Here is a 25,781-nt window from a genome sequence, read left to right on the forward strand (position 1 = left end):
AAGTAAAGGAGGCCTTATGACGACTCTTGAAACCAGAGCCAGATTGGCTCCTAAAATCCGCTTGGGCCGCGTGGTCATCTACTTTTACCTGAGTGTTTTCATCCTGGTCGGTATTGTCGCTTATTTTGCGAATGGGTAATGACATGGACAAGTTCTGATGAGTAAACTGTTTTGCATATAAATCACTGAAAGGGGATCTCATATGAAAAACATGTTACTCATCGGGCTTGTATCTCTTTCCATGGCAGCTTGTGCGCAAAAGGAAAAAGCCGCCGAAACACATAACCACGATCATCACAATCACGAAGCCGCAGCTCCTGCCCCGCAGAAAGCTCAGGCTGTTCTGAAAACTGTCAAAGGCTCCAAACTAAAAGGCATCATCCACTTTACTGAAGAAGGTGGAAAAATGAAAATCGAAACCATGATTGAAGGCATCAAGCCGGGACCTCACGGATTCCACATCCATGAAAATGGCGATTGCTCTGCGGCGGACTTTTCTTCAGCTGGCGGTCACTTCAATCCGTCCAAAGGCAATCACGCAGGTCACGATGTAACTGGCCGTCATGTGGGCGATCTGGGCAATCTGGTGGCAGACAACAAAAGCAAGGCCAACACGACTTTGACAATCGAAGGCATGACCATGAAAGGTCCGGAAAGCATCATTGGTAAAGCTGTGGTCATTCACAAAGACAAAGACGACTTGAAATCCCAGCCTGCGGGCAACTCCGGCGCACGCATCGCGTGTGGAGTGATCGAGGCTCTCTAGTTTTAGAGAACCTCTTAAAAAGGGTGAAGGCTTAAACAGCCTTCACCTTTTGGAAGATTCTTCCGAAGATACTTTCACCTTTTTCATTCAGCATCTGCATCTCGACCGTATCACCGGACTTCATAAACGGAGTTTTAATAGCTCCTGCTTCAATCTGTTCGATCATGCGTTTTTCTGCCAGACAACTTGAACCATTCCCGTGTTCTTCATTGGAAACCGTGCCACTGCCAATTACTGTGCCTGCCGCCAGATTACGGGTTTTTGCCGCATGGGCAATCAACTGGCCGAAATGGAAGTGCATTGCACCGGCGTTGGCTTTACCGAAGAATTCCCCGTTATATTTTACATGTAACGGAAGATGGATGCGACCGTCTTTCAAAGCAGCACCCAGTTCATCCGCCGTCACCGCAAACGGAGACAACGCTGATGCCGGCTTACTTTGGAAGAAACCAAAGCCCTGCGCCAGTTCTTCAGGGATCAGACCGCGCAAAGACACGTCGTTAATCAGCACATACAAACGGATGTACTTCAAAGCCTCTTCCGGAGTGACACCCATTGGAACATTATCAGTGATAACGCCCACTTCACCCTCGAAATCCGTGCCGTGAGAAAAATCACGTTGTGGAATATCCTCTGTCGGAGCCAGGAACTGGCCACACTCGCCCTGATACATCAAAGGAACAGTCGCCAAAGTTTCCGGCAAAGCCGCCTTACGTGCCATGCGAACAAGTTTGATATGATAGATGAAGGCAGAGCCATCGGCAAAAAGCCACGTGCGGGGCAATGCGGAATGGAAGTCCTCTTCTTTCACAGCAAAAGCCCCGGAAGCTTTGCCTTCATTCAGGTCCGTATAGAGCTTCTGCAAAGCAGACTCTTTTTCAGACCATTTTTCCATCACCTCACGCAGACTGGCAGCAACATGAGTGGCCTTTACAGCCGTCTTAAGATCACGGCTGACCACGCACAATTGTCCATCTTTGCTTTCAGAAGATTTCAAGGAACCTAGTTTCACGTCACAAATCCTTAGTCAAAAGTGATCATCAAGTTAGCACCCACGGCACGGTAGTCTTTTAGACCTTTCGCCGCTTCACCACTTGCTGATTCATAATACAAAGTCGCACCCAACTGCGGAGCAAACTTAAAGCTTGCACCGATCAACAATGGAATCAGAGGAGATTTAACATCTGTCACCTTACAGCCGGTCGCATCACAAGAGCTGTCCAGATTCATACCCAAAGAAACCCCGGCAAAAACACCTGCGTACTCTTCAAATTTGTACATAAGCGCCACTGGGATATCCAGATAGTTCATGCTGATTTTTGCCTCATCGCCGGAATTGTCATCCTTTGCAATCAAAGGTCTTTGCGTGAACAGCATCCCTGTGCGCAGATGCAAAGGACCAGAAATCGGGAAATGTGCCGTCGCGCCAAACTGGAAACCCATCTGAGATTTAGCAGAAGAAGTCGCCGCATCCACTTCACCGGACTGCTGACGAATACCCACTTCCAAACCATAATCAATATCAGCCAAAGCAACCGAAGACATCATCCCCAAAGCCGCAACAACCAAAACCGCTAACTTCTTCATTACATCCTCCTGAAAAAACCGATTGAGACTATTCAATAGTTCCCGTAAATACTACCAACACCAGTACGCCGAAGCATTAGTTTTTACAAGGCGCAAGGAGAAAGGCGTACTCCCAGTACACCGCCGACGAAGCAACGCAGCTAAAAACTAATGATCCGGTGTACGACTTATTTGTCGAGGCACCAGGGGGCATTTAATGCCATCTCATTGATAACCTTATCCAAAGAGACTTCACTGTGCTCCAAAGCAAGGTGATGGGCTTCCACTGTGCCACGCGCCGCAAGAACGATAATAACCAATGGCAGCAGGATTCTTAACAGAATTTCAATCTTACCACCCGGCTGGGGTGAGTATTCATCCTTCCAGTCGCCGAACTTCAGGCTTTTCACCAGCATGTATCCAAGACTGAATAGCAATACGGTGATCACTGTGAATATCCACGATTGATTAGCCGGCATAGTTTGGAATTGCTGCAACCACGGATCAAAGCTCCACTGACTGTATTCAGCCCAACGCATACGCTGACCAAACTTTGCAAAGTGGAAGAAGTCCACATAAGTCAAAATACAGATCAGAAACCAAACCACCACAAAATAGAGCTTATAAAATACAAACAAAGCTTTCGGCCACTTTTGCGAAAACGCCTGAAGGATCACCAGGAAATAAATCGGCAAAAAGATAAATCCGAAAATCAGCAGATCAAATCTGAAACCGGCAAAAAAGGATTGGGCAATTTCAACAAACGCCGCATTCGGTGTCGCATGAAAAACTGAAAGGAAATACAAGTTCATGCGGAACAACGTCATGAATGCGATCAACGCCACTGCCAGAAAACCCAGCTTAAAGAACACTTTCGTTGAAAAACGCAGGGAAAAGATAAAACGATTGGGCATCGAAAAGTCCTTTGACTGGGTATCGAAAGCACACCGACAATAAAAATCAATAGGAGTCAGTATATGGCCTCGATGGTACTTTACAACTATTTTCGCAGCTCCACCTCTTACCGTGTTCGTCTGGCTTTGCATTACAAGGAACTGCAATTTGAGTACAAGCCGATCAACCTGCTGAAAGGCGAACAACTTTCTGCTGACTATAAAAAGATCAATCCTCTAGGCGGCGTCCCCACTCTGGTCCACAACGGAAAAATCATTCCGGAATCCTTTGCGATTATGGAATATCTGGACGAGGTCTTCCCCGAAAAACCGCTGTTCCCAAACGATGCATACACCAAGGCCCGCATCCGTCAGGTGTGCGAGGTGATCAATTCCTTCATGCATCCAATGGCTAACTTGAAAACCCTGAAATACATGGAAGCCAAACACGGCTATGACCAGAATCAAAAAGACGAATGGGCTCAACACTGGGTCAAACAGGGCCTTGAGGTTTTGGAAACAACCCTGAAAGAGTTTTCAGGCACTTATAGTTTCGGCAATGAGATCACCATGGCGGATCTGTTCCTGATCCCACAACTTTTGACATCACAAAGATATAAAGTCGATATCTCTCAATATCCGACACTGGTAAAGATCAACGAAAACTGCCTAAAACTGGAAAGCTTCCAGAAGGCCCACCCCTTCGCACAAATCGACACCCCAGAAGAATTCAAAAAGAAATAGAAGCGCCGCCAAAATGCCAGCCAAAAACACGCGCCAAAGTAAGTCCAGCCGCCTAGTTGTGACTAATGAATAAGAAGTTCCATTTGTCGATGACTGGGATGACTAAGAACACCAGCATCGAAACGTTCAGCCACATGAAGAAAGCCAGCCAGCGTTCTGTGCCGTTGGACTTATAGTAGCGATAGAATTCTTGCAGAACTTTGAAACAGAATGGGAATGTCAGAAGGACGAACATCCAACTGGCATGAACAAACATTGGCGCCGCCAAAGCCACACCCACATACACAAAAGTATAAAGCCCCACTTGGAACAAAGTACGATCCATCCCTAAAGCCACTGGCAATGTCGGGACACCGCCCTTGGCGTAGTCATCTTTATAGCGAATCGCCAGAACCCAGAAGTGTGGCATCTGCCATAAGAACATGATCAGGAACAAATACAGGGATTCAGAATTCCAGATATCGGGATTTGCAACTGCGTAGCCGATGGTCACCGGCAAAGCCCCAGGGATCGCCCCCGGAACAGCGGCAAAAGCCCAACGACGCTTCCACCACAAAGTGTAAGGACCGTTATAAAGAAACACACAGAACAACCCCACCCAACCTGCAACAGGTTCCAGGGTGAAAAGGAAGTTCAAACCAACAACCAGCAGACAGACGGACAAAATACCCGCCGCGGCCGGTTTGATCTTACCAGACGGAATCGGACGCTTGGCCGTGCGAGGCATCTTGGCATCCATCTTCCAGTCCTGCACCTGGTTAAGTGCAAGAGAACCCGAGCTAAGGAAATAAATCCCCGCCAGAGTCTCTAAAAAGATTTTCCAATCAAATGTGTTTTCGATCTGAAAACCGGTGGCATAGCCGGCCAATCCCGCAAGGACTGAAAAAACGACTATGCCAAACTTGGTAAGATCCGCGTATGTACGTAACACGATCTTATAGTGGGCTGAACTCAGGAACACGAGTTGCGAAATCAATTGCACAGATCCCGAACAACAACGCCAGGAAGACGAAGCCGATAGCAAAGATGAAACGATTCATTTTCGTGTCATCTTTCAAGTGCATGAACCAAAGGATTACAAGAGACGCCTTGATCAAAGCAATCAAGAATGCCACTGGAGCCGCCCAAGAACCCATTTGGTGATGGAATTGATGCGCAAATACTGTCAGGAAAGTCAGACCAAACAAGGCCAAAGCAACTTTGAAGTAAGTTGCCATTGGTGTGATGTGTGGATGAAGAACATTCGCGTTGTTGTCATTATTTTGAGCCATGTATTACCCCACCAAATATAAAAGAGGGAACAGGAAGATCCAGATCAAATCGACGATGTGCCAGAACAAACCAACACCCTCAACCGGAATCCAGTACTGACTGTGGAAGTCGCCACGAACCGTGCGCAGCAAGCACCAAGTGATCAGTCCGATACCGATCATAACGTGGATACCGTGCAGGCCTGTCATTGTGTAGTAGAAGCCGAAGTACAAACCAAGGTTTGCATGTTCCGCACCCACTTTTGCAGCATCCAGGAATTTCCCTGGGTACAGACCCAAGTGGAATTTATGCTGGTATTCAAAGTACTTGATCACCATAAAGATCGCAGCACACAGAATGGTGGTGGCCAAAGCCAACACAGCTTTCTTCTGCTGGTTCTTTTGGATGAAGGAAATCGAGATCGCCATTGTGAAAGAAGAGAAGATCAGCACAAGGGTGTTCACGAAGCCCATTTTCCAATCCAAAGACTTCGCGCCTTCCGCGAACATCTCCGGGTACTGGTTATGGTAGTAGAAGTAACCAACAAAGATCGCACCGAACATCAGGATCTCTGTCAGCATGAACAGCCAGATACCTTCCTTACCGGAAGAGTATTGCTGGTCAGCAGTTTTAAAATGGTGAGCGACGTGCGCTGTATGTGCGCCGTGTGCGTGATTATCTGTACTCATAAGGCCCCGCTGTTACTACTGGTTCAACACTGAAGTTGTCGTGAGGAGGAGGAGACGGCGTCTGCCATTCCAACGTTTTAGAGCCCCAAGGATTCATCGGAGCTTTCTCACCTTTCAATAGACCGTGAACGATTGTGTATAGACCGAACAAGAAGCCGATACCGATCAGCCAAGAGCCAACAGTGGAGATCTTGTTCAGAGTTTCATAAGCCGGGATGTAGTCGAAGTAACGACGAGGCATACCCATTGCGCCCAGGATGAACTGAGGGAAGAAGGTCACGTTAAAGCCGATGAAGATGAACACGAAGGACATGCGAGCTGTGGATTCGCTGTACATCTTGCCGAACATTTTTGGGAACCAGTAGTAGTAACCACCCATCAAGGACATCAATGTACCACCCACCATCACGTAGTGGAAGTGCGCCACCACGAAGTAAGTATCGTGGAAGTGAACGTCGATTGGAAGAGTAGCCAGCATGATACCCGTCACACCACCGATGGCGAACAGGAACATGAAGCCCAGTGCGTACAACATTGGAGTGCGGAATTCGACGGAACCTTTATAGAACGTCGCCACCCAGTTGAACATCTTGATCGCCGTCGGAACCCCTACCAGCATTGTCAGGAAGGAGAAGATGATACCAGTCGTTTCAGACTGACCGGACACGAACATATGGTGACCCCAAACGAAGAAGGACACCGCCGCAATACCCAATGAAGAGTATGCAATTGCCGTGTAACCGAAGATCACTTTCTTGGAGAAAGTCGTGATCAGTTCAGACACGATACCCATTGCCGGGATAACCATGATGTAAACCGCAGGGTGAGAGTAGAACCAGAAGAAGTGCTGGAACAATACCGGGTCACCGCCCAGTTTAGGATCGAAGATACCGATACCCAGGAATCTTTCCACTGCCAAAAGAAGCAATGTGATACCCAAAACCGGAGTCGCCAGCATCTGAAGGATCGCTGTTGCATACAAAGACCATACGAACAAAGGCATTCTGTGCATTGTCATGCCCGGTGCTCTTAGTTTGTGAACAGTCACGATGAAGTTCAAACCTGTCAAGATGGAGGACATCCCCATGATGAAGGCGGCAAGAACCATCAACGCTGTGGCAGTACCCGTTCTGATGGAGTATGGAGTGTAGAAAGTCCAACCCGTGTCGATCTTAGTTGTGAAGAACGTTGCAATCGCCAGGATCGCACCGGCCATGAAGCAGTACCAGCTTAGAAGATTGATCTTAGGGAAGGCCACGTCCTTTGCACCGATGTGCAATGGCAGGAAGAAGTTACCCAGGATCGCCGGAATACCAGGAACGATAACCATGAAGACCATGATCGCCCCGTGATATGTCATCACCTGATTGTAAACATCACCGTTAGCAAGAATCTGACCTACGTTTGGTGCCGTATTTGGAGCAAAAAGTTCCAAACGAAGCAACAGGGCCATAACCCCACCGATGAAGAAGAAGAACATAACAGTGATGAAATACATCAAACCGATACGTTTGTGGTCCACCGTGGTCAACCAGGACCATAGACCTTTTTCATAATTAATATAGTTGTCGCCGTGAGCTGTCGTTTTCGCCATGCCCAACTCCTTACTTCAGATTCTTGATGTACTCGACAAGAGCACCAAGTTCGTTTTCGTTCAACTGACCCTGGAAGGTAGGCATAACACCTTTAGGGAAACCTTTAACGATATGTTTGTTCGGCTCAAGAATGGATTCGCGAATGTAGTTTTCGTCGAACATGATCTTAGTTCCGTCATCCATTGTTTCTTCGTGACCAAACTTCTGGAACAAAGAAGGACCGACCATTGTTGCCGGGCTGTCCACAGCGTGGCAGGACGCACAGGCCTTAACCGCAAACAATTTCTTACCTTTTTCACCCAGCGGAAGATTTCTTTCTTCCTGACCTTGTTCCATGTACTTGTCGAAGTCCTCGCGAGACACGACTTTCAATTTACCGATCATCCCAGAGTGGGAAGTTCCGCAGTACTCAGTACAGAACAAGTGGAAATCACCCAGTTTGTCCGCTTTGAACCACAAAGCCGTGTAACGACCCGGAACCGCATCCTGCTTGATACGGAAAGACGGAACGAAGAAGGAGTGGATCACATCAGAAGAAGTCAGAAGAATCTTAACGTCCTGATTGATTGGAACCACGATTTCATTCACGGTCTTGTAACCGTTCTTGTATTCAACTTCCCATGCCCACTGTTTGCCCAGGACGTTGATTTCCAACGCATTCTTAGGCATCGCACGCATTTGATGGTAGATGTACCAGCCCCAACCGAACACACCCAGGAAGATAACCAGTGGGATGAATGACCACAGGAACTCCAAAGCGGTGTTGTGAGAGATATATGCTGTTTTATCATTAGGAGTCTTACGTCTGTACTTCCAGACGAAGTAGATCATCCCACCGATGACAAGCACGCAGGCAATAAAACTTGTTACAAGCAAGAATCCATAAAGATTGTCGACCTGCTTCGCAATCTCGGTTCCTTGCGTGGGCATGAAGGATTGGGCCTTCGCAATATTAAACCACATCATGTACCTTTATCTCCCCGCCGTATTGTCCTGCTCTCTGCGAGCACGAATCCATACAGGCAATAACCAAATTACCATCACCAAAACCATTACCGCCCCACCCATCTTCATTACGTTGAAGGCAACGAGCGTGTACTTGCTTTGATGTGGGTCATACTTAAAACAATAAAGCACCAAGCTATCGACGAAGGTTCCGATTTTCCCATCGGTGGCTTCGTTCAATGCAATCTTGATGTCCTGAGGATTAAACATAATCCCCGGCAGATAACGCGAGATCGTTCCGTCCGGCGTAATCACAATCGCTGCCGAAGCGTGCGCCCATTCCTGAGCTTTCTCGTCCCATCTGAACTTGAATCCCAAAGCCTGCGTTAACGCCTGCACTGTGGATTCATCCGCTGTGATGAAGTGCCAGTCTTTTTCAGTTCCTGCACGATCATACAGTTTCATGTAAGTCTGTTTTTTGTGTGCCGCCAAGTCGGGAGTCTCTTTTGAGTCAAAACTCACAGACAGCAACTTAAACTTCTTACCTACGGTCCATTCTTTATCCATCAACTTGAGCGCGTCGGTCAGACCGTTCAAGTGGAAGTTACAAAGACCCGGACAGGAAAAATACACCGGCGAAATAATCACCGGATGCTTGCCATCGAAGAAAGATCCCAACGCCACTTCCTGGCCATTATCGTCTTTCACTTTCAGAGTCAGGTCGATTTTAGAACCCAACTTTTCGTCGATGCCGACCCCTTCAAGCTCCTGGGGCTTTTCACTGGCCACCATCGGAGCAGGCTTACCATCGTAAGCAAAGGCCTGAGCCGAAAACAAAACGAGAACGGACGCTACCAGCGCCGCTCTCATTGCTTTTGTTTTCAATACAAGCTCACCGGCAAGCATGAATAAATCCTTAATTATTGTGCTGTTTTTGCAAACTCAGCAACTTTAGCAGGATCGTCTTTAGATTTGTTTTCAGTGATAGAATCGATGAAATGGATCACAGCCCAGCGGTCAGCTGGTTTGAAGTGAGCATACGCCGCCATGGACGAGCCCTTGATACCATTTTGCAGAACTTTATAGTGAGCGATAACGCCTTCACCTTGAGTCCACTTACCAGCAACCAAGTCACGAGGCTTCGGATTCAAACCAGCACCCGCAGCACCGTCGCCTTTACCTTCGTTACCGTGGCACATAGCACAGTTGGTTGCGAAGAACTTCTTACCGTAAGCAACCATTTCAGGAGTGGAAACCCATGGCTCTTGTACTTTCGTGATGTCGAAAACAGGAACCGCACCCTCAACAACAGGTGCATTTGGATCTACAACGTTTTCGCCCAGATCAACACCTTTATTGATCACGACGATGTAAACGAAGAACGCACAGACGAATACCATTGAAAAGGCAAACGCCAGCAGACCACTACGATTATATTCATCTCTAGCTTCAGACATAGGTTGGCACTCCCTAGGGGACGCAAAGTAGTTTTGTCACAGTATTGTAATGTATTAAACGATAACTAACCGAAAACAGACCGATGGGCAACCTATTAAGCCGCCCCGGACTAGATGATATTATGCGCCGCAAAAGAGTGTGCCTTTAAGAAAACAGGTAACTCTGAGTGATGTTCACAAACTTCTCGGGATTTTCGATGTTTGGACAATGCCCCTGACCTGGAATTTGCGCGAACTTGCCGTTCATAAACAGGCCCGCCAGCGCCTGAGAATCACCCTCAGGAAGAAGCTTGTCATGTTCCCCATGCAGAACCAGAACTTCGTTGCGCACGGACCTTAAATCACCCCGAACATCAAGCCCATCAAGGGCCTCAAGCACCCAGTGACCCACGGACTTCACCGCCTTGAAGGCATCCTCCACCACCACCTGACGGAAGAAATCACTGTCCGGATTATTATTATGAATCGTGGAGCCGATAACCGCCGCCGTCAGATCCTTGTCCAACTTCATCTTTTCAAAAGCGCTGATCATGGAGGAATCAAACATCACACCTTGTGCTCCGACAGGGTCCAGCAATACCGCCTTGCGGAACAAGGTGGGCTCTTTTGCCAACATCAATGCCGCAATTAGTCCCCCGGTGGAATGTCCAACGACATGATAAGGCCCCGAGCCCAAAGATTTTAGCAACGCGATGAAATCCTCGGCAAACAAGTGCAGATCCACTTCATCACTGCTTTGCGGAGCCGTGCTTTTCCCACAACCGCGAAACTCACCATAAATCAAAGATCCCGGCAAAGTTTTTCCAGCCGCCTGCTTTTTCCAAACTTCCTCTGCCGGATACCACCAGCGATTGGAGGCCAGATTGCCGTGAATAAAAAAGACATTTTCAGGAACAACGCCGGAAACAACCTCGTGGTGAATCATTCGCGACCCACCGTCACCTGATCCTGACCACTGCGAGCTTCGCCGCGGAATGGATAGCCCTCGAAATCACGACCGAAAGAAAGAAGCTTATTACCTGTCAGGATTTCATAAACCCAGGAGGCCGTGAAATACGGAACCGCTTCAACCATTTTGTGTTCAGAACCATTAATATACAAACGACTGGCGCGCGCCGCCGCCGGAACCGCATCCCAGTATTCATCCAGCACACTGGTTTCGATATACTGATCCTGACGAGCCACCATCAAATGCAATGACCTGGCCGGGATCATGTTGGTCAAATCCACCGGACGGAATTTACGAATTCCCTGCACCAGACGGAAAGTGGCTTCAAGCTTGAAAGGATTTTCCAGAACCACAGGCTCTGCCTGCGGATAAGTTGCATAAATGATCTGATGCAAATAGTGATCGTACAGCTCATCATCCGTCATTTTGTTGTACGGGAAAATCTGACGAGTCGCCCAGATTTGGGATTTGATCCAGCGATCCTGACCTTCCAATGGACGCGTGAACGGCGCCATCATGATCAGATTTTTCACCAGAGATGGATAAGCGGCGGTGAAGCCCGCAGCCACACCACCGCCATAAGACAGTCCAGCAATATTAAATGGACCTTTTAATTTCATTTTCTCAAGAAGGACTTTCAGATCCTGCACCTGATCCTGAACGGGAACGGGCGCCACCATCGGTGCATACTTCAACAAAGTCTGCCCCTGTCCGATCGGGTCATAACGAAGAACACCCACACCTCTGGCCACCAGGACGTCAACAAAGCGATCCCATTGACGGGTGCTGTAGGTCAGACCATTCACCAAAATAACCGTGGGCTGCTTTTCTTTCGCAGGCACATAATCCACAAAAAGCTCTTTTTGCGGAGTGATTTGCACAAATCCCTTCACCGCTTCAGCATTCGCCAAAGATTCCCAGGACACAAAGAAACCTGATACCAAGACAAACAAAGCCAAGAACAGAGATCTCATCGAAGTCACTCCTTCAAAAAGTTTTTAATGATTACAGAACAATACCGCCGTCAACACTTAGAACAGTGCCATTGATATAGCTGGCCTGCTCACTGGCAAGGAACAAACACGCATTTGCAATATCTTCCACCTCACCCAGACGGGTCACCGGAACTTTCGCTGCCATGCCCTCCAGAACTTCTTTGGGCATCGCTTTGGTCATCGCCGTTGCAATAAAGCCCGGAGCAATCGCATTGGATGTAAAGCCCTTGCGACCCAATTCTTTCCCCCAGGTTTTAGCCATCCCGATAACACCCGCTTTCGCCGCAGCGTAATTGGTCTGACCAAAGTTGCCATACAAACCCACCACAGAAGAAATGCTGATAATGCGCTTGTGTGCGGATTGCGGATTAAATTTTTCCAACAAAGTCTTTGTGACATTGAACAAACCCGTCAGATTTGTAGAGATCACGGCGTCCCAGTCTTCCGGCATCATCTTGGCGAAAGATTTATCGCGCGTGATACCGGCATTGTTCACAAGAATATCCACAGCCCATGGCAAAGATGCTGCGGCCTTGGCTACAGAATCACGATTGCCAACATCCACTTGCGCCAGATGAAGTTGCGCTGAATATTGGGAAAGTTCAGCCTTCACATTTTGCAGTGCCTGCTCGGAATAGTCCCAGATGGAAACATTTCCACCAGCTTCAAGAAAGCTGCGAGTGATTTGAAAACCGATGCCGGAAGCACCACCAGTAACAACTGCATTTTTATTTTTGAAATCAAAAGTAATATTGTTCATACGTCACGAGTACCCCGAATCTCCCCCCTCCCGTCAAAGGAAAAAGCACTTTTTCGCTCGGAGTATAGAGTTAAAGCTCTAAAAAAGTTTTCTTGCCAAAGTCGCAAAACTGATTTGTAGATAAGCGAAATCGCAAAGGAATAAACAATGAACACGACAAGAAAAGCGACCATTGTAGGAACCGGTATGTACGCGCCTGAACGCGTGGTTACCAATCAATACTTTAATGATCTTTACAAAAAGGACATCGGAACTTTCTTAAGTGAACAAAGGAATATCCGCGAACGTCGCTGGATGAACCCTGAACAGCGCACTTCTGACCTGATTCTACCCGCTGCGGAAGAAGCCATGAAGGTTGCCGGCATCACAGCCAAAGATTTGGATCTTATTATTGTTTCGACCGATACACCTGACTATCTTTCTCCCTCCACCGCCTCGGTGGTGGCGTATCGTCTGGGTGCGGTGAATGCAGGAACTTATGACATCAACACGGCGTGCGCCGGGTTTGTGGTTGGCTGTGACATTGCCTCTAAATACATTGCCGCTGACAGCAAGTACAAAAACATCCTGGTCGTCGGCGCCTATGGCATGAGCAAGTATCTGAACTTTGACGACTACAAAATTGCTTCTCTATTTGCCGATGGCGCAGGGGCCGTGGTTCTGCAACCATCCAAAGACAGTTCGGGCTTTATCGACAGCCAGATGTACACCGATGGTCAGTATCACGACTATATGGGAATCTATGCCGGAGGCACCGCTCAACCCGTCAGTCATCAAGTCATTGAAAACAAAGGTCACCTGCTGGCTTTCCCAAAACGCATCCCACCTGAAACCAACGGGATTCACTGGCCACGCCTGACTCATCAGATCCTGGATCGCATTAAAAAGAATCCTTCTGACATTCAGCATTTCTTCATCACACAGTTCAATGTGCAGAGCATTTACGAAACCATGGATCAATTGTCCCTGCCTCGTGAACGCGCCCATTACGTCATGGATCGCTATGGTTATACCGGATCAGCCTCCATCGGCATGGCGGTGGCGGATGCGGCTTACCAAAAGAAAATGAAAAAAGGCGACTTGGTCTTTATGTTGGGTTCAGGCGGTGGTATGAGTATGGCGGCCTTGGCCTTGGAGTGGGGATACGACACTTAGTCGTCTAAACAAGAGGGACACATGGAACTGGATTGGCTGAAAAGATGGAATCTGTATTCACCGCAAAATATTGCCATTCAAGATGGCGATACCGGGCGTGAATTTTCCTATGCTCGCTTGTTTGAACTTGCAAACAAAGGGGCCAGACTTTTTAAACAGCAATTCCAAATTGGCAAAGGCGACCGCGTCGCCGTGCTGGCCACGAATGAACTGGAATATGTGTTCCTGTTTTTTGCCTTGCAACGACTGGGCGCCATCATGGTGCCAATCAATTTCCGCCTGACTCAAAGGGAAGTTCGTCACATTCTGACTGACTCTGCCCCGAAGCTCGTAGTTCTTCAGGAAAATTTAAATTCGCTGCTGGAGGGACTTTCCAGCGACGAAGTTCCGCAAAAACTTTTCCTGCAAGGGGCAAACAGTTTTGCCTCTGCACTGGAAGCCACGCACGACCCTGCGGAAGTCGTTTTTACTCCTGTTGAAAATGATCCCGTTATGATCCTTTACACTTCCGGCACAACCGGCAATCCCAAAGGGGCTGTGCTGACGTACCGGATGCTGTTCTGGAATTCCATCAACACCACCTTGCGTCTGAATATTTCGCAAACTGACTGTACGGTGATCTTCCTGCCATTCTTCCACACTGGCGGCTGGAATGTGTTAACGACTCCGTTCATTCATCGCGGAGCCAAAGTGGTCTTCCTGAAAAAGTTTGATGCCGATCAGATTCTGCGCCTTAGCGAAGAACAGAAGGCGACACTCTTGTTTGGTGTGCCAACCACCATGGATATGATGGCGCAGTCCCCGCGCTTTTCGTCCACTGATCTTAGCCGCATTCGTTATGCCATTGTCGGCGGTGAACCCATGCCGCTGGAACTTATTAAGACCTGGGATAAAAAGGGGGTTCCGATTCGTCAGGGCTACGGCCTGACCGAATTTGGGCCAAATGTGTTTTCCCTGAATGAAGAGGATGCTCTTCGCAAAATAGGATCCATCGGTTTTCCGAATTTTTATATCGACGCCAAAGTGGTTGATAACGACGGCAGCGAACTGGGCAGCAATCAAGTGGGTGAACTGGTTCTGCGCGGGCCGATGATTATGCAGGGCTATTGGAAAAATGAAAAGGCCACTCAGGAAACCATCAAGGATGGCTGGCTTCACACCGGCGATCTGGTTCGTCGCGATGAAGAAGGCTATTTCTATGTGGTCGGACGCAAAAAGGACATGTTCATTTCCGGCGGGGAAAATGTGTATCCCCCGGAAGTCGAACAAATCCTAAGATCGCATCCATCCGTCATGGAAGCCGCTGTCATCGGCGTTCCTGACAACAAATGGGGCGAGGTGGGTAAGGCCTTTATCGTGCGTCAAACATCCGATTTGACCGCAGATGAACTTCTTAACCACTGCGCCAAGAATCTGGCAAAATTCAAAATTCCCAAGCATTTCGTGTTTCTAGCCGCCCTTCCGAAAGGCGATAGCGGAAAAATTCTGAAACGCCAGCTTGCGGCATCTGCTGGCGACCACACATAAGCATTTTAAGTTATACAACGGCCGTTACTAGGGTTATACAAACTCCTCGAACCGGAGATTGTACTATGAAAAAGTTTGTATTAAGCCTGCTTGCAGCCACAAGTTTGATTTCTCTGAACGCCTTTGCTGACAAGCAATTCGTGGGCGCCGACAAATTCTATGATTTGATTCAAGAATACAAAGAAGTTTGCGGTGTTGCTGAATGCGTAAAGCCTTATCGTGAAATGTCCATCTATCAAGACGGCGTTCGCTCCATCTTTCTTTCTGAAGTGCAGTTCAAAAAATTGAACCAAATTGCACACAAACAATCCTACATCTGGATGGACACAGTTCTTCAGGGCGACCTTCACTCTGACGGTCAAACTGTTCTGGAAGAAGTTGTGGCGATCTTCCGTTCCAACACACTGGTTGCTTACAAAATTGATTACAGCGAAAAGGCTTGGTACGTGGGTGCCTGCAAGTGGGATGGTGAAAACGAATCCACACTCAGAGGCTGCCCAGAAGGTAAGATCCACGAATCTTCCTTTGTTTCACCGGACTTCAAAACCTTTATCCGTAATACCGACGACATCGCCAAATTCTATAACTAAAAGCAGCTCGTCAAAGGTCGAGTAATCAATACTTGTCAGGATGTCCGAAGGAATCTCGTGTAAACTGACAAGTATGTTGAAATTTCTCGTTTTGCCTCTGACATTGCTAGCTCTGTGCTCATGCCAGAAAGGGCCTACACTTGGGCCCGGCGACGAGGATCTTTTAGCCAGTGCCGCAGAAAATGACTGCGGTTTTGTGCAAAACTCTTACGGCCAACGCGTTTCCTGGAAGGGAAACATCCCTGTCCGCCTGAAACTTCACAAAGACTTTCCCGCACAATATGAAGAAGCCCTGAACCAAGCTGCCGCCCACTGGAACGAAGCAGCCGGGATGACTCTTTTTTATTTCGAGCACACCAGCGACCCTTTGCCTGATGCCGCCACCAAGGACAGTAAAAATACAATTCACTGGCATCAGACCTGGCCCAATAAAAACGTCAACTATCAGGGACTGACATCCCTTTACTGGAAAACCAACAAGCTTTACGAAGCTGACGTCGCAATCAACAATGAATACTTCAGCTACTTCACAGGAACGACCCCAACAACTGTCAAAGACGTGCATCTGGAAAGTTTGCTGGTGCATGAATTGGGTCACGTGCTGGGTCTCAAACACCGCAGCACCGTTCCCAGTGTAATGTGGGCTGTATTAAACGGCGGTTCCGTTCGTGACACTCTCACGGATGCGGACCGCACGACTATAAAGTGCGAGTACTAGTATGAAGAAAAACCGGACGCCCCTACAAAAGATGTCCCGAATGCTAAGCCTGATTTTGCTGATGGCCGCTCTTCCGTTTGCTCTGCATGTTCTGGACAAAAAGTTTTTGCCAAAAAGAAATATCGCCTCTGACGGAGGCCTTAGCACTGTGGGCAGCCAAAGCGATAACTTTGATCTTTCCGAAGCCTCTCCGGAAGAGTTCCGCAAAGCCTTCAAATATCAGGTCCTTAAAAACGTCGAACTGGATTCTTTTGCAAGTGGCCCGGGCATCAAACTGGGTTTGTTCCTGATGAAAAGTCCCGCGGGGTCACGCGTATTTGTCTGCGACCGCTATCCCACTTTGGATTTGTATTTTGCAGCTGAAGGTATTGCAATTTCCGGGGAAATTCCCAAAATGGTTGTGCGAGTTCCCTGCACCGTCAGCGAAGATCAAAATCATATCGCCGCATTCCCGATTCCCTTTCAACAGATTTTCCAAAGCCCGGTCAGCCAGTTTGAATTCACGACTTCAGCTCCGGGCATTCGCGAAGCAGGTAAGATTTATTTCCGTAATGTTGTGGATGAATGGCCTCAGGAATGGACATGGACAGGCGTGAAGTTCTACGGTCAGGACGCGTCTGACACTTTGGAAATCAGTGGTTATGAAGTGATTTCGGTATTGGGAGAACCCTTAGTGCTCCCTGCTGCAGATTAACTAACGGACAGGCTCAAAGGTCGGCACATAGCGGACCTTGTCTTCCCCTTTGGCCTTCTTTTCATAGTCCTCGTAAGCCTTGCGATGACTTTCAACCTCACGGGCCAGCATCTCATCAATCTCACGATTCTTTTGATCATTGCGCGTATCCATGGCTATAGCAGTGCGGTCGGCCGCTGGCTGCCAGGTGTCGCCGATATACACAGCATTACCTTCAAAGAATTGCACTTCTTTTTCAAAACGGATGCGTTTGTCATAAAAAACATAGGTCCAGCGGTCTTTGCCATGAAAGCGCTGGGTGCGGGTGGGGCTTCCCATCAGATTCAGAACGTCATCTTTTTCCATTCCCGGAGTGATTTCGTTAAACTGCTTTAGCATGGATGTCTGGCAGGCTGTCGTCAGCAAGCTCAGCGAAATCAATGGAATAGCGAAATATCGGAGCATACTTCCCCCACTCTTCTAAGGTATCAGCTTCCACCGATCTCTCAAAGTGAGCAACTTTCTTTTGTCTCATTTTGATGCGCGGAAAATTATTTTTTCAAAATGACAGGATCCACAAGGCCGGGTGCCGGTATTGTCGTTGCTTTGCCAGCCTCGCCGTGAGCTTCAGCGGCATTGTGCTTTTGTCTTTCCTCGGGTGTGCTGTACTGGCTGCGCACCTTTTTCAATGTTCTTTTCACAGAGGATCCCAGGCTCATCTGATTTTCCATTTCTTCAATGGACTTCAAATCAATGCGCTCATATTCCCTTTTGGCCGCCACCCCTTTTTCCGGGTAACGATACTTTAGCAACATCTCATGAAGTAGCATTTGCCTGAAGCCGGTTTTAAACTTAGCATTGATTATATGAAATCAATGTCTTTGCTTCTTGGAGTCTGCTTCTTGCTTTCGGCATGTGCCACCAACCAAAAAAGTCGTTTTGCGGCCACGGGCATCGGTATCGGTGTGGGCGCTGTGATCGGCGCAGCCACAGCGCCCGAGGATGAACGCCCCGAGCTTCACGCCATGTACTGGGGCGGTATTATTGGTGTGGTTTCTGCGGTGGCCGCGAACTTTTACTTCAGTGATGAAAAAGACATGGAAGTCATGCGCCTGGAAACAGAAAAGATGAAAGCACAGCTGGATTTCTTCCAGAACGGTCCGGCAACTTTGCTAAAAGAAACCACGGGTAAAGCGGATAAGAAGTACTTCCAAAGCGGCAAGGCCAAAATCAAACTCTACAAAATCGATCAGTGGGTGGATGAAGGCCCGAATAAAAAATACCACCGCGATCAGATGATCGAGATCCTTCCTCTGGACAAGGCTGAATAATGAAAACGCGTGTTTTGGTGATTTTGCTGGCAGGCAGCCTTGTTTGGGCCGGAAGTGTCACTTACTTGTACTGGCAGCTTAAAAACAATCCCCGCGTTGTGGCCATCACCATGGATGCCGGCAAAGAGTCCCTGCAAAACATGCAACTGGGTGAAATGGAAAAAATGACTTTCCTGCGCCAGTATCTGGAGCGCTATTTCAACTACGACTCCAACAACTTCTGGCAGTCGCAAACCTCTTTGGCTTTTTTGATGTCGCCAAAACTCAGCGAAGAACGTATCCGCGAAGTCAGCCGCCTGCGCGAAAAGGTTCAGCAAAAAAATCTATCACAGGCAGGCCGTCTGCTGGGCCTAAAACAGCTACCTGATGGCTCCTATCAAGCACAACTGCATCTGCGTATCACTGAAAATGCCCAGAAAAATGATCTGTACATAAAAACTCAGATCCGTCTAAGCAACACCGAGCGCACGCTGGAAAATCCGTGGGGACTGGTGGTCAGCAGCATGCAACTGTCCTCGGCGCCGACGGCTCCGGACTTTATGGCGGTAGCGCATGCCAGAGCTCAAAGCCCCGTTTTGCTGACCTTTCCCTGTGCGATTGAAAATATCGAAAATCCGCGTGAAAATGATCTGAAAATTAAAATCACCACTTTAAATATCAGCGAATTGCAAATCACACCGGCAAAAACATTTACCGGATCAGTGTCACTGCTGGCGTCCTGCAAGGAGCTGGAATTTAAATTTGATCTGACCAGTGAAGGAAAAGAAAAAGATCTGTTCGTGGCCTTCCCTGAATCCGCCGGAACCATTCGCCGCAAAGAAGTGGTCCCCGGAAAAATTCACAAAAAAGACATTTACGAAAAAACCATCGAAAATGTTTTGGGTATAGAACTGGATCAATAACTACAGCTTCATCCGGTTGCGCTTTAACGCCTCAGAAATAAGATCGTGATCTATTCCGACAAGAATGGCTATTTCGGGATTCATGGCCGGACACAGAAAATGGGCGGGCACCGGCAAGGTCGCTCGCTTGCCTTTCATATCATACCAATCATCCCCTTTACGCAGCTGCTGATCCTGCGCTTTGGTTGTAAAAGGCCAGATGTAAGAATCAAAAAATTCGCTCACGAACAGTGACTCCCCACCAGGGCCCTGCGCCTCGCCCTGCACATGATATCGCGACAGCTTGCGATTATCCCCGGCGACATAAGAAAAATCCTTCAAGGTTCCCGGCACAAAAACAAAGTCTTCAGGATGCAGCAAAAAATTGCGTAAAACATCCGTCTTGCGGGCGCGATGAAACACCCGTGCCGCAAAAACAAAAGCCGCTGCCATAATCAACATCATCACCGCAGATCCAGAACCCGACCACAGGGGCATTTCATCTTTTCGTACCAGATAAATAAAGAACCCACTGACCAGCAGACTGGCCAAAGCACAGACGGAAAAAACCCCAATTAGCAACCAGCCCGGCGTGCCCCGGTGGCGCGCCAGCTTCTGCAAGCGCGTCGGATCTTTTAATTCCTGTTCATTTTTTACAGCCAGATATTTCCATGTCTTATGCATGGATTAAGAATGAGCAGCCCCCAGATCAGGGTCAAGCGCAGATTCAGGAGCTTTGGGAATACTTAAAATAACCTGGGTGCCAACCCCCACCCGGGAACGAATTTGCAAATCCCCGCCCACGGCTTCCAAGGATTTTTTGGCATCATACAAGCCCAGTCCATTGCCTTTTTCTTTTCCGTAACTGACCCCTTCCTGTGTCAACTGCGGCAAAACCTCTTCCGGAATACCGCAACCATTATCCATAATTTGCAGCAACCAATGATCCTGACGTTCCATCAAGGTCATATTAATCGAGGCCTCCTTTTCCGGCAGAGCCTCCAAGGAGTTGTTTAACAGATTACTGACAACCCTTTGCAGTTTCACTGAATCCAGCAGAACTTTCACTGATGCGGAATGAATGTGCTTGTGCCATGTGAAGTCCACTTGCGGATTGGAAAAGCGATATTCTTTTAAAAGTGATTCCAGCAAAGCCGTCAAATCCTGCTGCTTGGCAACTGTTACGGCAGACTCTGGCGAAACTGACTTACGACTGCGGCTTAACAGGTCTTCGGCGATACCTTTGATACGGGATACGGCATGGTCGAAGAGTTCTTTTTTCTCTGAGCTCATTTCATGTGAAAGCTGACTTAGGGTCGTCAGGGCCATCAAAGGTCCGCGAATATCATGGGCCACCTGACGGGAGATTTCAGAAATTTCCCGAGACAGTGCCAGTTCGGACTCCAGTTTTTGTTCATGCAAGCGGGCCATAAATTCACGACGATAAGACCAACCAAGGAACACCAACCCCAACACCAGACCCAGCATAAATAATGGCGAGGTCACAGCCTTCACTGCCAGCTCGGATGTTCCGAAACACACAGCAATACTTCCCGCAGGCAAAGAGTTCAATGTGATCGGCACTTGCGTTGAAAACAGACATTGCAGGGATTCAGGCTTCTGCACTTCGCTTTTTACCACCGCAGTGTGGACTTCTTTAAGCTGGCTCAGGATTTTATTCTGCAAACCAGGGTCACCCTGAAACAGTTTTGCCCGGGCAATGTCATCCTCCCAGATGCCGACATACTGCTGAACCGAGCTGCGGGCGCGCTGGACTTCAAAAGTAAAACTCAAAACAGCCACGGCCAGACTTACCAGCACAAAGACCGTAAGCCATTTTCCCGAAATCCCATTTTGAGACGACACTTTTGTATTACCCATACCCAAAGTTCAAGCAAACCCCGAACCGCCCTGCCCGGGCCCCTGAACAGTTTCCGGGTGTCTATGAAGTTGACAGGAGACGTCTGTGGTCCTCATTACTTTTTTGATTTTTCTCGGGCAAAATCGTTAACTTTTCAGCAGGCTAAACCGTTTTAGTAGATATGAAGTTACTATGGGTGGGGGGCCTTGTTGCCACCGTCAGTCTATTTGCAGCATGTACCGGACCGCAACGCGCTCCGAGCTCTATCATGTACGATGATGAACGCGCCAATCGTATCCAGGAAATTGATGTCGAGCTTTCCCACTATTGGAACAAGGACTGGGAATACAATCAGGAGCTTTTCCAAAAAGGCCAGCAGAATGCCAAATTCGATCGCAAGCTGAGCCCCACCAGCGAAAGCTGGCCGCACGTCGAGTCTTTGCTGACGGAACGAAGTCAGGAAATCAATCAACTTTCCTCAAAACTTTTTCTGCGTGAATGGTCCGGTATCGGTCCGTGGTTTGAAGCCTCCTTCCGTCCCCGTCTGTTCGACAAAGAGGAAATCATCACCATCAAATCCATGGACGATTTCAAACTGGGAAATCCGCAGGGCTCTTTCCCGATCGAACACAACTTCTATCAAAGCTATACATTGCGCTTTGAAAATGACCTGCCGGTCAGCGCGCACTTCCGCCATGATCGCCGTGAAAATGAAAAGAAATATCTAAAAGCCCGTCTGGAATGTGATGGCGACATCATTCATCCGGGAAAATGGATTTTTTCCGGTGAAACCCGCAGTCAGGTTTACGAATTTAACTGGTACTACAATCAGGAAAACGGCCAGCGTGTCCGCGTGAAGTTCGCGCCGCGTGTGAACTATTGCAAATTCTATTTCCGCGATCCTGAGAATTCCAAAACATGGACCAACGGTTTACAACTGGTGGACATCGGCAGAGTTTCCCATGAGTGGATCAAGCTGACCAACCAGATTGATATCTGTGCCCGTCCGCAGGGAAGCTTCGGCAAAGATCCGGCGGCTTTCTTCTGGACCCAGGATTTTAACTACACCACCTGTCCTCAGACCTTCGATAAACTGGTGAACCTGCGTGATCCTTACACGTCCATGAATCAAAAGATCCTGTCTCTGACTGGATCTCCACTTAAGCGCAAGGATTTCAATAATAAAAACCCGATGGCGGAACTGGATTTTTCCAAAGCGCCGAAGTTTGACATTATCTGGGTTTCCTCTTTGAATTTCTCTGCTGACTTCTATGGGATGGTGCTATCCAGCGCTCTTCGCTATCATGCTCAACAAGGCACACAGATTCGCATTCTGGTTCCGGAAGTCACCATGACCCGCAAGGACAAGGCGATTATCGAGCGTCTGCAACAGGGGCTTCCTAATATCAAGGTGCAGTATTACAAATACACGCTGTCGGACCAAAATAACGGCGGCTGGCTGGACAAGTTCCACCGTGTGAATCATACGAAGCTGATTATTGGTCATTCTTCCAGTGATCCCAAAGCCAGCTTCCTGATCACCGGAGGACGCAACATTCGCGATTCTTACATCTTCAGCGATACACCATTTTACAAGGCCTATAAGTTCCTGAAAAACTACGGTGACGGTGAAGAAGACTATATTTATTACGACGATTTTGAAATCGAAATTCGTGGTTATTCCTTCGTGAAATCCGTGATGGCTCAGATGCTGGCCTTCTGGATGCGTGATCCGGAATCACAGCGCTATCGTTCGACCAACGTCAATGTTCCGAAAGAAGCCTCCATGGCTCAGGTGACTCGTCTGCGCACGCTGCCCGATTCAACGCCGCTGGTCCGTCACATCACCTCGATGCCTTACTTCGACGGCTATCAATTGGAAAAGTTCTATATCGACATGTTTGATTCCGCGCAAAGCGAACTGCTGCTGACCACTCCGTACTTCCGCCCGTCTGTGGCGATCAGTGCGGCACTGGACCGAGCCGTTCAGCGCGGGGTCAAAGTTAAAATCATCACACGTATTCATCTGGCCGGTGATGGGACTCCCAGAATTGCCGAGGACGTGAACAAACAGGGCATCAATCGCCATCTGAAAGATGTCGAGATCTATGAATGGACCCAGAATAATTCGATCATGCACGCCAAGATTCTGGTGATAGACAAAAAACTAAGCTTTATCAGCAGCGTGAATATGAACCGGCGCAGCTTTATCCATGATACGGAAAGCGGTGTTTTGATTCTGCATGCAAAAACAGCCATGGAAATGCGTAAGGAAGCCCTGGACTATATCAGCAAGGGCCGCCGTATCACCGCTTCAGAAAAGGTGGGTTGGATCAACTCCACCCTGATCGACTGGGCCGACTCGTACTTCTAGTGCAGGGAGCTTTTGTAAAGCTTTTCTTTCAACGCCTTCACTTCCGGAATTGAAACGTCGTAGGGACGACCGCACACCTGACAGGTCACGTGCACTGGTTCCTGCTTTTCGATCATGTCCTCCAGATCTTCATTGGAAAGAAGCTCCAGCGCACGCATCACGCGGTCCTTCGTGCACGGGCAGAAGTATTCCACCGGATGATCGTGTTCCAGTTCCTCGTAGGCAATGCCATCCAGAAACGGTTTGATCAGATCTTCGGCGGAAGCCCCGTCCAAAAGCATTTTGGAAATGTTTGGTTTTTTGTCGTCGTAATTTTTCTGGATTTTTTCCACCAGCGCTTCATCCACGCCCGGCATCACTTCAATCAGCACGCCTCCGGCAGATTGCACCTTGCCATAAGTATCCAGATAAACACCCAGAGAAACCAAAGAACGAATCTGATGTGACTGATGAAGGTAATGGGCAATGTCCTGCCCGATTTCACCACTGACCAGCTCCACTGTTCCCTGGAATGGTTGTTTTTGGAACGGCTGATGTCGAGCAACACTCAGCAGCCCGATACCGATAGCTTCTTTCAAACTCAAGCCATTATCGTAATTGGCAGGCTGATACTGAGGGTTGGCTGTGTATCCACGCACATGACCATTGTAAGAAGCTTCGGCATAGATACTTCCCAAAGGACCGTTGCCACGGAAAAGCAGACCGACCATTTGATCGTCCTTAAGCTGAGCTGCCATCAAAAGAGCCCCGACCATGCTGCGCCCCACGGCCACTGTGGCCAAAGGATAGGTATTCTGCAGGTTTTGCATGTGTCGAACAACCTCTGTGGCATTGACTGCGGCAATACGCAAAGTGAGATCTTTGGATACGAAGCGATGAACCCGTTCTTTACTCATGACAAACTCCCGGACTTTGTGGAAAAATGAAAGCTAACAAAGCAGCCCCATTTTTTCAAGTGAAGAGAGCCTATTCCCATGAAGATCTACGTCTTTAGACACGCCCAAAAAGCCATGGATTTTTCCGGAGATCCCGATCTGACCGCCGAGGGACATGCTCAAGCTTCCAAACTACTCGACAAGGTGCTTAAAGAGGAACTGCCGCGTCCCACAGAACTGTGGGTTTCCCCGAAAAAACGCACGCATAGCACATTTCGCCCGATGTCCCAGCATTTTGGACTTCCGCTCGTGATTCAGGACGCCCTATTGGAACAGAAATCCGATGAAACCGTGACCGAATTCCGCCATCGCATTGGCAAAACGCTGGAAAACGCCGCGACTCAAAAAGAAGCCGTGATTTTTATGTGCTCCCACTATGACTGGGTGGTGGAAGCCATGGCCGTGGCTCCGGCCGATAAAGACCTGTCTGATTATGAGTTTTCCCACTGGAGTCCCGCGCAGCATGTCGGTTTTCACGTCAATGCCGACGGAGTTTTTGAATTTATCGAGCTAAAAAGGATTCAGCTATGATTCAGAATATCTGGGCCGTAGGCCGCAACTATGCCGATCACGCCAAAGAATTGGGGAATGATGTTCCCGCTGAACCGATGTTGTTTTTGAAAGCCGGCAGTTCTGCAACACTGGCCGCGAAAGAAATTCACCTTCCAGAATGGGCCGGTGAAATCCATCACGAGGTGGAGCTGGCATTGCAGTTTGATGAAAACCTGCAAATCGATGAAGCTTGCATTGCCCTGGATCTGACCGAGCGAAACAAACAAAACCAACTTAAATCCAAAGGCCACCCTTGGACTTTGGCGAAAAGTTTTAAGCAGTCCTGTCCGCTTTCCAGCTTCTTTGCTGTCGGCGACTTGGAAGAGCTGAAAAACCTTGAAATAATTCTAAAAATCAACGGCGAGATCCGTCAAAAAGGCAACACGGCCCATATGATTTTTGGCTATGAAAAGCTGATTGATTTCGTCCGCCAGCACTTCCCGGTGGTTCCGGGGGATCTGCTGCTGACCGGAACCCCTGCCGGAGTCGGTCCTATTCGTTCCGGCGACATTTTGGAAGCCGAGATCACCGGTAAAACCAAACACACCTGGATCGTCCGCTAGCCATTCGCGTC

31 protein-coding genes are annotated in these 25,781 nt (G+C 48.4%); 13 read left to right on the plus strand and 18 right to left on the minus strand.

Annotated elements, in window-relative coordinates; all coding sequences use genetic code 11:
- Positions 1-16: 16 nt before the first annotated feature.
- Positions 17-139, plus strand: a complete 123-nt coding sequence (locus tag EZJ49_RS04285; RefSeq protein ID WP_262554655.1) for a hypothetical protein — start codon at positions 17-19, stop codon at positions 137-139.
- 63 nt (positions 140-202) lie between these two features.
- A complete protein-coding gene (locus EZJ49_RS04290; RefSeq protein WP_262554657.1) occupies positions 203-766 on the plus strand; it encodes a superoxide dismutase family protein in 564 nt (187 codons plus the stop codon).
- A gap of 31 nt (positions 767-797) precedes the next feature.
- Here the strand turns inward: EZJ49_RS04290 and EZJ49_RS04295 are convergent, their stop codons facing one another.
- From EZJ49_RS04295 to EZJ49_RS04305, 3 genes are all read right to left on the minus strand, one after another.
- Positions 798-1,778: a fumarylacetoacetate hydrolase family protein gene (locus tag EZJ49_RS04295; RefSeq protein ID WP_262554658.1), complete on the minus strand. Its 981-nt coding sequence runs from the start codon at positions 1,776-1,778 to the stop codon at positions 798-800.
- 11 nt (positions 1,779-1,789) lie between these two features.
- Entirely contained in the window at positions 1,790-2,353 is a 564-nt protein-coding gene (locus EZJ49_RS04300; protein WP_262554660.1) for a PorT family protein, read from the minus strand.
- A gap of 167 nt (positions 2,354-2,520) precedes the next feature.
- A complete protein-coding gene (locus tag EZJ49_RS04305) occupies positions 2,521-3,246 on the minus strand; it encodes a hypothetical protein (protein WP_262554661.1) in 726 nt (241 codons plus the stop codon).
- 63 nt (positions 3,247-3,309) lie between these two features.
- On the opposite strand from EZJ49_RS04305, the gene maiA reads away from it, so the two are divergent.
- On the plus strand, positions 3,310-3,969 hold the full coding sequence (gene maiA, locus EZJ49_RS04310) for a maleylacetoacetate isomerase (protein ID WP_262554662.1): 660 nt from the start codon (positions 3,310-3,312) through the stop codon (positions 3,967-3,969).
- Between the two features lie 52 nt (positions 3,970-4,021).
- Here the strand turns inward: maiA and EZJ49_RS04315 are convergent, their stop codons facing one another.
- The 10 genes from EZJ49_RS04315 to fabG form a co-directional block, all read right to left on the minus strand.
- Positions 4,022-4,900, minus strand: a complete 879-nt coding sequence (locus EZJ49_RS04315) for a protoheme IX farnesyltransferase (RefSeq protein ID WP_262554664.1) — start codon at positions 4,898-4,900, stop codon at positions 4,022-4,024.
- 4 nt (positions 4,901-4,904) lie between these two features.
- Positions 4,905-5,240 carry a cytochrome C oxidase subunit IV family protein gene (locus EZJ49_RS04320; protein WP_262554666.1) on the minus strand — a complete coding sequence of 112 codons (336 nt, stop codon included), beginning with the start codon at positions 5,238-5,240 and terminating at the stop codon, positions 4,905-4,907.
- Positions 5,241-5,243: 3 nt separating this feature from the next.
- The gene (locus EZJ49_RS04325; RefSeq protein ID WP_262554668.1) at positions 5,244-5,909 is read right to left on the minus strand and encodes a cytochrome c oxidase subunit 3 family protein; all 666 of its coding nucleotides are present in this window, start codon (positions 5,907-5,909) and stop codon (positions 5,244-5,246) included.
- Positions 5,896-7,503 (minus strand): cytochrome c oxidase subunit I, encoded by a 1,608-nt coding sequence (gene ctaD, locus EZJ49_RS04330; RefSeq protein WP_262554669.1) that lies wholly within the window; start codon positions 7,501-7,503, stop codon positions 5,896-5,898. Before ctaD ends, EZJ49_RS04325 begins: the two co-directional genes overlap by 14 nt.
- Before the next feature lie 10 nt (positions 7,504-7,513).
- Positions 7,514-8,470, minus strand: a complete 957-nt coding sequence (gene coxB, locus EZJ49_RS04335) for a cytochrome c oxidase subunit II (protein WP_262554671.1) — start codon at positions 8,468-8,470, stop codon at positions 7,514-7,516.
- A gap of 6 nt (positions 8,471-8,476) precedes the next feature.
- The gene (locus EZJ49_RS04340; RefSeq protein ID WP_262554672.1) at positions 8,477-9,334 is read right to left on the minus strand and encodes an SCO family protein; all 858 of its coding nucleotides are present in this window, start codon (positions 9,332-9,334) and stop codon (positions 8,477-8,479) included.
- Between the two features lie 35 nt (positions 9,335-9,369).
- Complete coding sequence (locus EZJ49_RS04345) at positions 9,370-9,906, minus strand: c-type cytochrome (protein ID WP_262554674.1); 537 nt, start codon at positions 9,904-9,906, stop codon at positions 9,370-9,372.
- Between the two features lie 145 nt (positions 9,907-10,051).
- On the minus strand, positions 10,052-10,831 hold the full coding sequence (locus EZJ49_RS04350; protein ID WP_262554676.1) for an alpha/beta fold hydrolase: 780 nt from the start codon (positions 10,829-10,831) through the stop codon (positions 10,052-10,054).
- Positions 10,828-11,829 carry an alpha/beta fold hydrolase gene (locus EZJ49_RS04355; RefSeq protein ID WP_262554677.1) on the minus strand — a complete coding sequence of 334 codons (1,002 nt, stop codon included), beginning with the start codon at positions 11,827-11,829 and terminating at the stop codon, positions 10,828-10,830. Before EZJ49_RS04355 ends, EZJ49_RS04350 begins: the two co-directional genes overlap by 4 nt.
- A gap of 31 nt (positions 11,830-11,860) precedes the next feature.
- Complete coding sequence (gene fabG / locus EZJ49_RS04360) at positions 11,861-12,610, minus strand: 3-oxoacyl-ACP reductase FabG (RefSeq protein ID WP_262554679.1); 750 nt, start codon at positions 12,608-12,610, stop codon at positions 11,861-11,863.
- Between the two features lie 147 nt (positions 12,611-12,757).
- Between fabG and EZJ49_RS04365 the strand changes: the two genes are divergently transcribed.
- The 5 genes from EZJ49_RS04365 (at position 12,758) to EZJ49_RS04385 (ending at position 17,294) form a co-directional block, all read left to right on the plus strand.
- Positions 12,758-13,765 (plus strand): ketoacyl-ACP synthase III, encoded by a 1,008-nt coding sequence (locus EZJ49_RS04365; RefSeq protein WP_262554681.1) that lies wholly within the window; start codon positions 12,758-12,760, stop codon positions 13,763-13,765.
- A gap of 21 nt (positions 13,766-13,786) precedes the next feature.
- A complete protein-coding gene (locus tag EZJ49_RS04370; RefSeq protein WP_262554683.1) occupies positions 13,787-15,292 on the plus strand; it encodes an acyl-CoA synthetase in 1,506 nt (501 codons plus the stop codon).
- A gap of 65 nt (positions 15,293-15,357) precedes the next feature.
- Entirely contained in the window at positions 15,358-15,882 is a 525-nt protein-coding gene (locus EZJ49_RS04375; protein ID WP_262554684.1) for a hypothetical protein, read from the plus strand.
- A gap of 73 nt (positions 15,883-15,955) precedes the next feature.
- Positions 15,956-16,600, plus strand: a complete 645-nt coding sequence (locus tag EZJ49_RS04380) for a matrixin family metalloprotease (RefSeq protein ID WP_262554686.1) — start codon at positions 15,956-15,958, stop codon at positions 16,598-16,600.
- A 1-nt stretch (position 16,601) separates the two neighbouring features.
- Positions 16,602-17,294, plus strand: coding sequence for a hypothetical protein (locus EZJ49_RS04385; protein ID WP_262554688.1), 693 nt, complete (start codon positions 16,602-16,604; stop codon positions 17,292-17,294).
- On the opposite strand, the gene bamE is transcribed toward EZJ49_RS04385, so the two are convergent.
- Both bamE and EZJ49_RS04395 read right to left on the minus strand, forming a co-directional pair.
- Positions 17,295-17,738 carry an outer membrane protein assembly factor BamE gene (bamE, locus tag EZJ49_RS04390; protein ID WP_262554689.1) on the minus strand — a complete coding sequence of 148 codons (444 nt, stop codon included), beginning with the start codon at positions 17,736-17,738 and terminating at the stop codon, positions 17,295-17,297. It lies immediately after the preceding gene.
- An 86-nt stretch (positions 17,739-17,824) separates the two neighbouring features.
- Positions 17,825-18,103, minus strand: coding sequence for a hypothetical protein (locus EZJ49_RS04395; protein ID WP_262554690.1), 279 nt, complete (start codon positions 18,101-18,103; stop codon positions 17,825-17,827).
- 72 nt (positions 18,104-18,175) lie between these two features.
- On the opposite strand from EZJ49_RS04395, the gene EZJ49_RS04400 reads away from it, so the two are divergent.
- Entirely contained in the window at positions 18,176-18,604 is a 429-nt protein-coding gene (locus EZJ49_RS04400) for a hypothetical protein (RefSeq protein WP_262554692.1), read from the plus strand.
- Positions 18,604-19,506, plus strand: a complete 903-nt coding sequence (locus tag EZJ49_RS04405; protein WP_262554693.1) for a hypothetical protein — start codon at positions 18,604-18,606, stop codon at positions 19,504-19,506. The genes EZJ49_RS04400 and EZJ49_RS04405 overlap by 1 nt, the downstream gene beginning before the upstream one ends.
- On the opposite strand, the gene EZJ49_RS04410 is transcribed toward EZJ49_RS04405, so the two are convergent.
- Both EZJ49_RS04410 and EZJ49_RS04415 read right to left on the minus strand, forming a co-directional pair.
- Positions 19,507-20,106 carry a hypothetical protein gene (locus EZJ49_RS04410; protein ID WP_262554694.1) on the minus strand — a complete coding sequence of 200 codons (600 nt, stop codon included), beginning with the start codon at positions 20,104-20,106 and terminating at the stop codon, positions 19,507-19,509. It abuts the gene before it with no gap.
- A 66-nt stretch (positions 20,107-20,172) separates the two neighbouring features.
- Positions 20,173-21,366 (minus strand): sensor histidine kinase, encoded by a 1,194-nt coding sequence (locus EZJ49_RS04415; protein WP_262554695.1) that lies wholly within the window; start codon positions 21,364-21,366, stop codon positions 20,173-20,175.
- Positions 21,367-21,527: 161 nt separating this feature from the next.
- On the opposite strand from EZJ49_RS04415, the gene EZJ49_RS04420 reads away from it, so the two are divergent.
- Positions 21,528-23,720, plus strand: coding sequence for a phospholipase D-like domain-containing protein (locus EZJ49_RS04420; protein ID WP_262554697.1), 2,193 nt, complete (start codon positions 21,528-21,530; stop codon positions 23,718-23,720).
- Here EZJ49_RS04420 and EZJ49_RS04425 read toward each other — a convergent pair.
- Positions 23,717-24,616: an Hsp33 family molecular chaperone HslO gene (locus EZJ49_RS04425; protein ID WP_262554698.1), complete on the minus strand. Its 900-nt coding sequence runs from the start codon at positions 24,614-24,616 to the stop codon at positions 23,717-23,719. The genes EZJ49_RS04420 and EZJ49_RS04425 overlap by 4 nt on opposite strands.
- A gap of 78 nt (positions 24,617-24,694) precedes the next feature.
- On the opposite strand from EZJ49_RS04425, the gene EZJ49_RS04430 reads away from it, so the two are divergent.
- Both EZJ49_RS04430 and EZJ49_RS04435 read left to right on the plus strand, forming a co-directional pair.
- The gene (locus tag EZJ49_RS04430) at positions 24,695-25,186 is read left to right on the plus strand and encodes a phosphoglycerate mutase family protein (protein WP_262554700.1); all 492 of its coding nucleotides are present in this window, start codon (positions 24,695-24,697) and stop codon (positions 25,184-25,186) included.
- On the plus strand, positions 25,183-25,770 hold the full coding sequence (locus tag EZJ49_RS04435; protein WP_262554701.1) for a fumarylacetoacetate hydrolase family protein: 588 nt from the start codon (positions 25,183-25,185) through the stop codon (positions 25,768-25,770). The genes EZJ49_RS04430 and EZJ49_RS04435 overlap by 4 nt, the downstream gene beginning before the upstream one ends.
- Positions 25,771-25,781 lie beyond the last annotated feature (11 nt).

The organism is Bdellovibrio bacteriovorus (assembly GCF_025558485.1).
GTDB classification, from domain to species: Bacteria; Bdellovibrionota; Bdellovibrionia; order Bdellovibrionales; family Bdellovibrionaceae; genus Bdellovibrio; species Bdellovibrio bacteriovorus_G.

Coding starts and splice junctions, on each gene's coding strand:
- EZJ49_RS04285 (WP_262554655.1), top strand. CDS start 17: ATGACGACTCTTGAAACCAGAGCCAGATTGGCTCCTAAAATCCGCTTG.
- EZJ49_RS04290 (WP_262554657.1), top strand. CDS start 203: ATGAAAAACATGTTACTCATCGGGCTTGTATCTCTTTCCATGGCAGCT.
- EZJ49_RS04300 (WP_262554660.1), bottom strand. CDS start 2,353: ATGAAGAAGTTAGCGGTTTTGGTTGTTGCGGCTTTGGGGATGATGTCT.
- EZJ49_RS04305 (WP_262554661.1), bottom strand. CDS start 3,246: ATGCCCAATCGTTTTATCTTTTCCCTGCGTTTTTCAACGAAAGTGTTC.
- maiA (WP_262554662.1), top strand. CDS start 3,310: ATGGCCTCGATGGTACTTTACAACTATTTTCGCAGCTCCACCTCTTAC.
- EZJ49_RS04320 (WP_262554666.1), bottom strand. CDS start 5,240: ATGGCTCAAAATAATGACAACAACGCGAATGTTCTTCATCCACACATC.
- EZJ49_RS04325 (WP_262554668.1), bottom strand. CDS start 5,909: ATGAGTACAGATAATCACGCACACGGCGCACATACAGCGCACGTCGCT.
- ctaD (WP_262554669.1), bottom strand. CDS start 7,503: ATGGCGAAAACGACAGCTCACGGCGACAACTATATTAATTATGAAAAA.
- coxB (WP_262554671.1), bottom strand. CDS start 8,470: ATGATGTGGTTTAATATTGCGAAGGCCCAATCCTTCATGCCCACGCAA.
- EZJ49_RS04345 (WP_262554674.1), bottom strand. CDS start 9,906: ATGTCTGAAGCTAGAGATGAATATAATCGTAGTGGTCTGCTGGCGTTT.
- EZJ49_RS04350 (WP_262554676.1), bottom strand. CDS start 10,831: ATGATTCACCACGAGGTTGTTTCCGGCGTTGTTCCTGAAAATGTCTTT.
- EZJ49_RS04355 (WP_262554677.1), bottom strand. CDS start 11,829: ATGAGATCTCTGTTCTTGGCTTTGTTTGTCTTGGTATCAGGTTTCTTT.
- fabG (WP_262554679.1), bottom strand. CDS start 12,610: ATGAACAATATTACTTTTGATTTCAAAAATAAAAATGCAGTTGTTACT.
- EZJ49_RS04365 (WP_262554681.1), top strand. CDS start 12,758: ATGAACACGACAAGAAAAGCGACCATTGTAGGAACCGGTATGTACGCG.
- EZJ49_RS04370 (WP_262554683.1), top strand. CDS start 13,787: ATGGAACTGGATTGGCTGAAAAGATGGAATCTGTATTCACCGCAAAAT.
- EZJ49_RS04375 (WP_262554684.1), top strand. CDS start 15,358: ATGAAAAAGTTTGTATTAAGCCTGCTTGCAGCCACAAGTTTGATTTCT.
- EZJ49_RS04380 (WP_262554686.1), top strand. CDS start 15,956: ATGTTGAAATTTCTCGTTTTGCCTCTGACATTGCTAGCTCTGTGCTCA.
- EZJ49_RS04385 (WP_262554688.1), top strand. CDS start 16,602: ATGAAGAAAAACCGGACGCCCCTACAAAAGATGTCCCGAATGCTAAGC.
- bamE (WP_262554689.1), bottom strand. CDS start 17,738: ATGCTCCGATATTTCGCTATTCCATTGATTTCGCTGAGCTTGCTGACG.
- EZJ49_RS04395 (WP_262554690.1), bottom strand. CDS start 18,103: ATGCTACTTCATGAGATGTTGCTAAAGTATCGTTACCCGGAAAAAGGG.
- EZJ49_RS04405 (WP_262554693.1), top strand. CDS start 18,604: ATGAAAACGCGTGTTTTGGTGATTTTGCTGGCAGGCAGCCTTGTTTGG.
- EZJ49_RS04415 (WP_262554695.1), bottom strand. CDS start 21,366: ATGGGTAATACAAAAGTGTCGTCTCAAAATGGGATTTCGGGAAAATGG.
- EZJ49_RS04420 (WP_262554697.1), top strand. CDS start 21,528: ATGAAGTTACTATGGGTGGGGGGCCTTGTTGCCACCGTCAGTCTATTT.
- EZJ49_RS04425 (WP_262554698.1), bottom strand. CDS start 24,616: ATGAGTAAAGAACGGGTTCATCGCTTCGTATCCAAAGATCTCACTTTG.
- EZJ49_RS04430 (WP_262554700.1), top strand. CDS start 24,695: ATGAAGATCTACGTCTTTAGACACGCCCAAAAAGCCATGGATTTTTCC.
- EZJ49_RS04435 (WP_262554701.1), top strand. CDS start 25,183: ATGATTCAGAATATCTGGGCCGTAGGCCGCAACTATGCCGATCACGCC.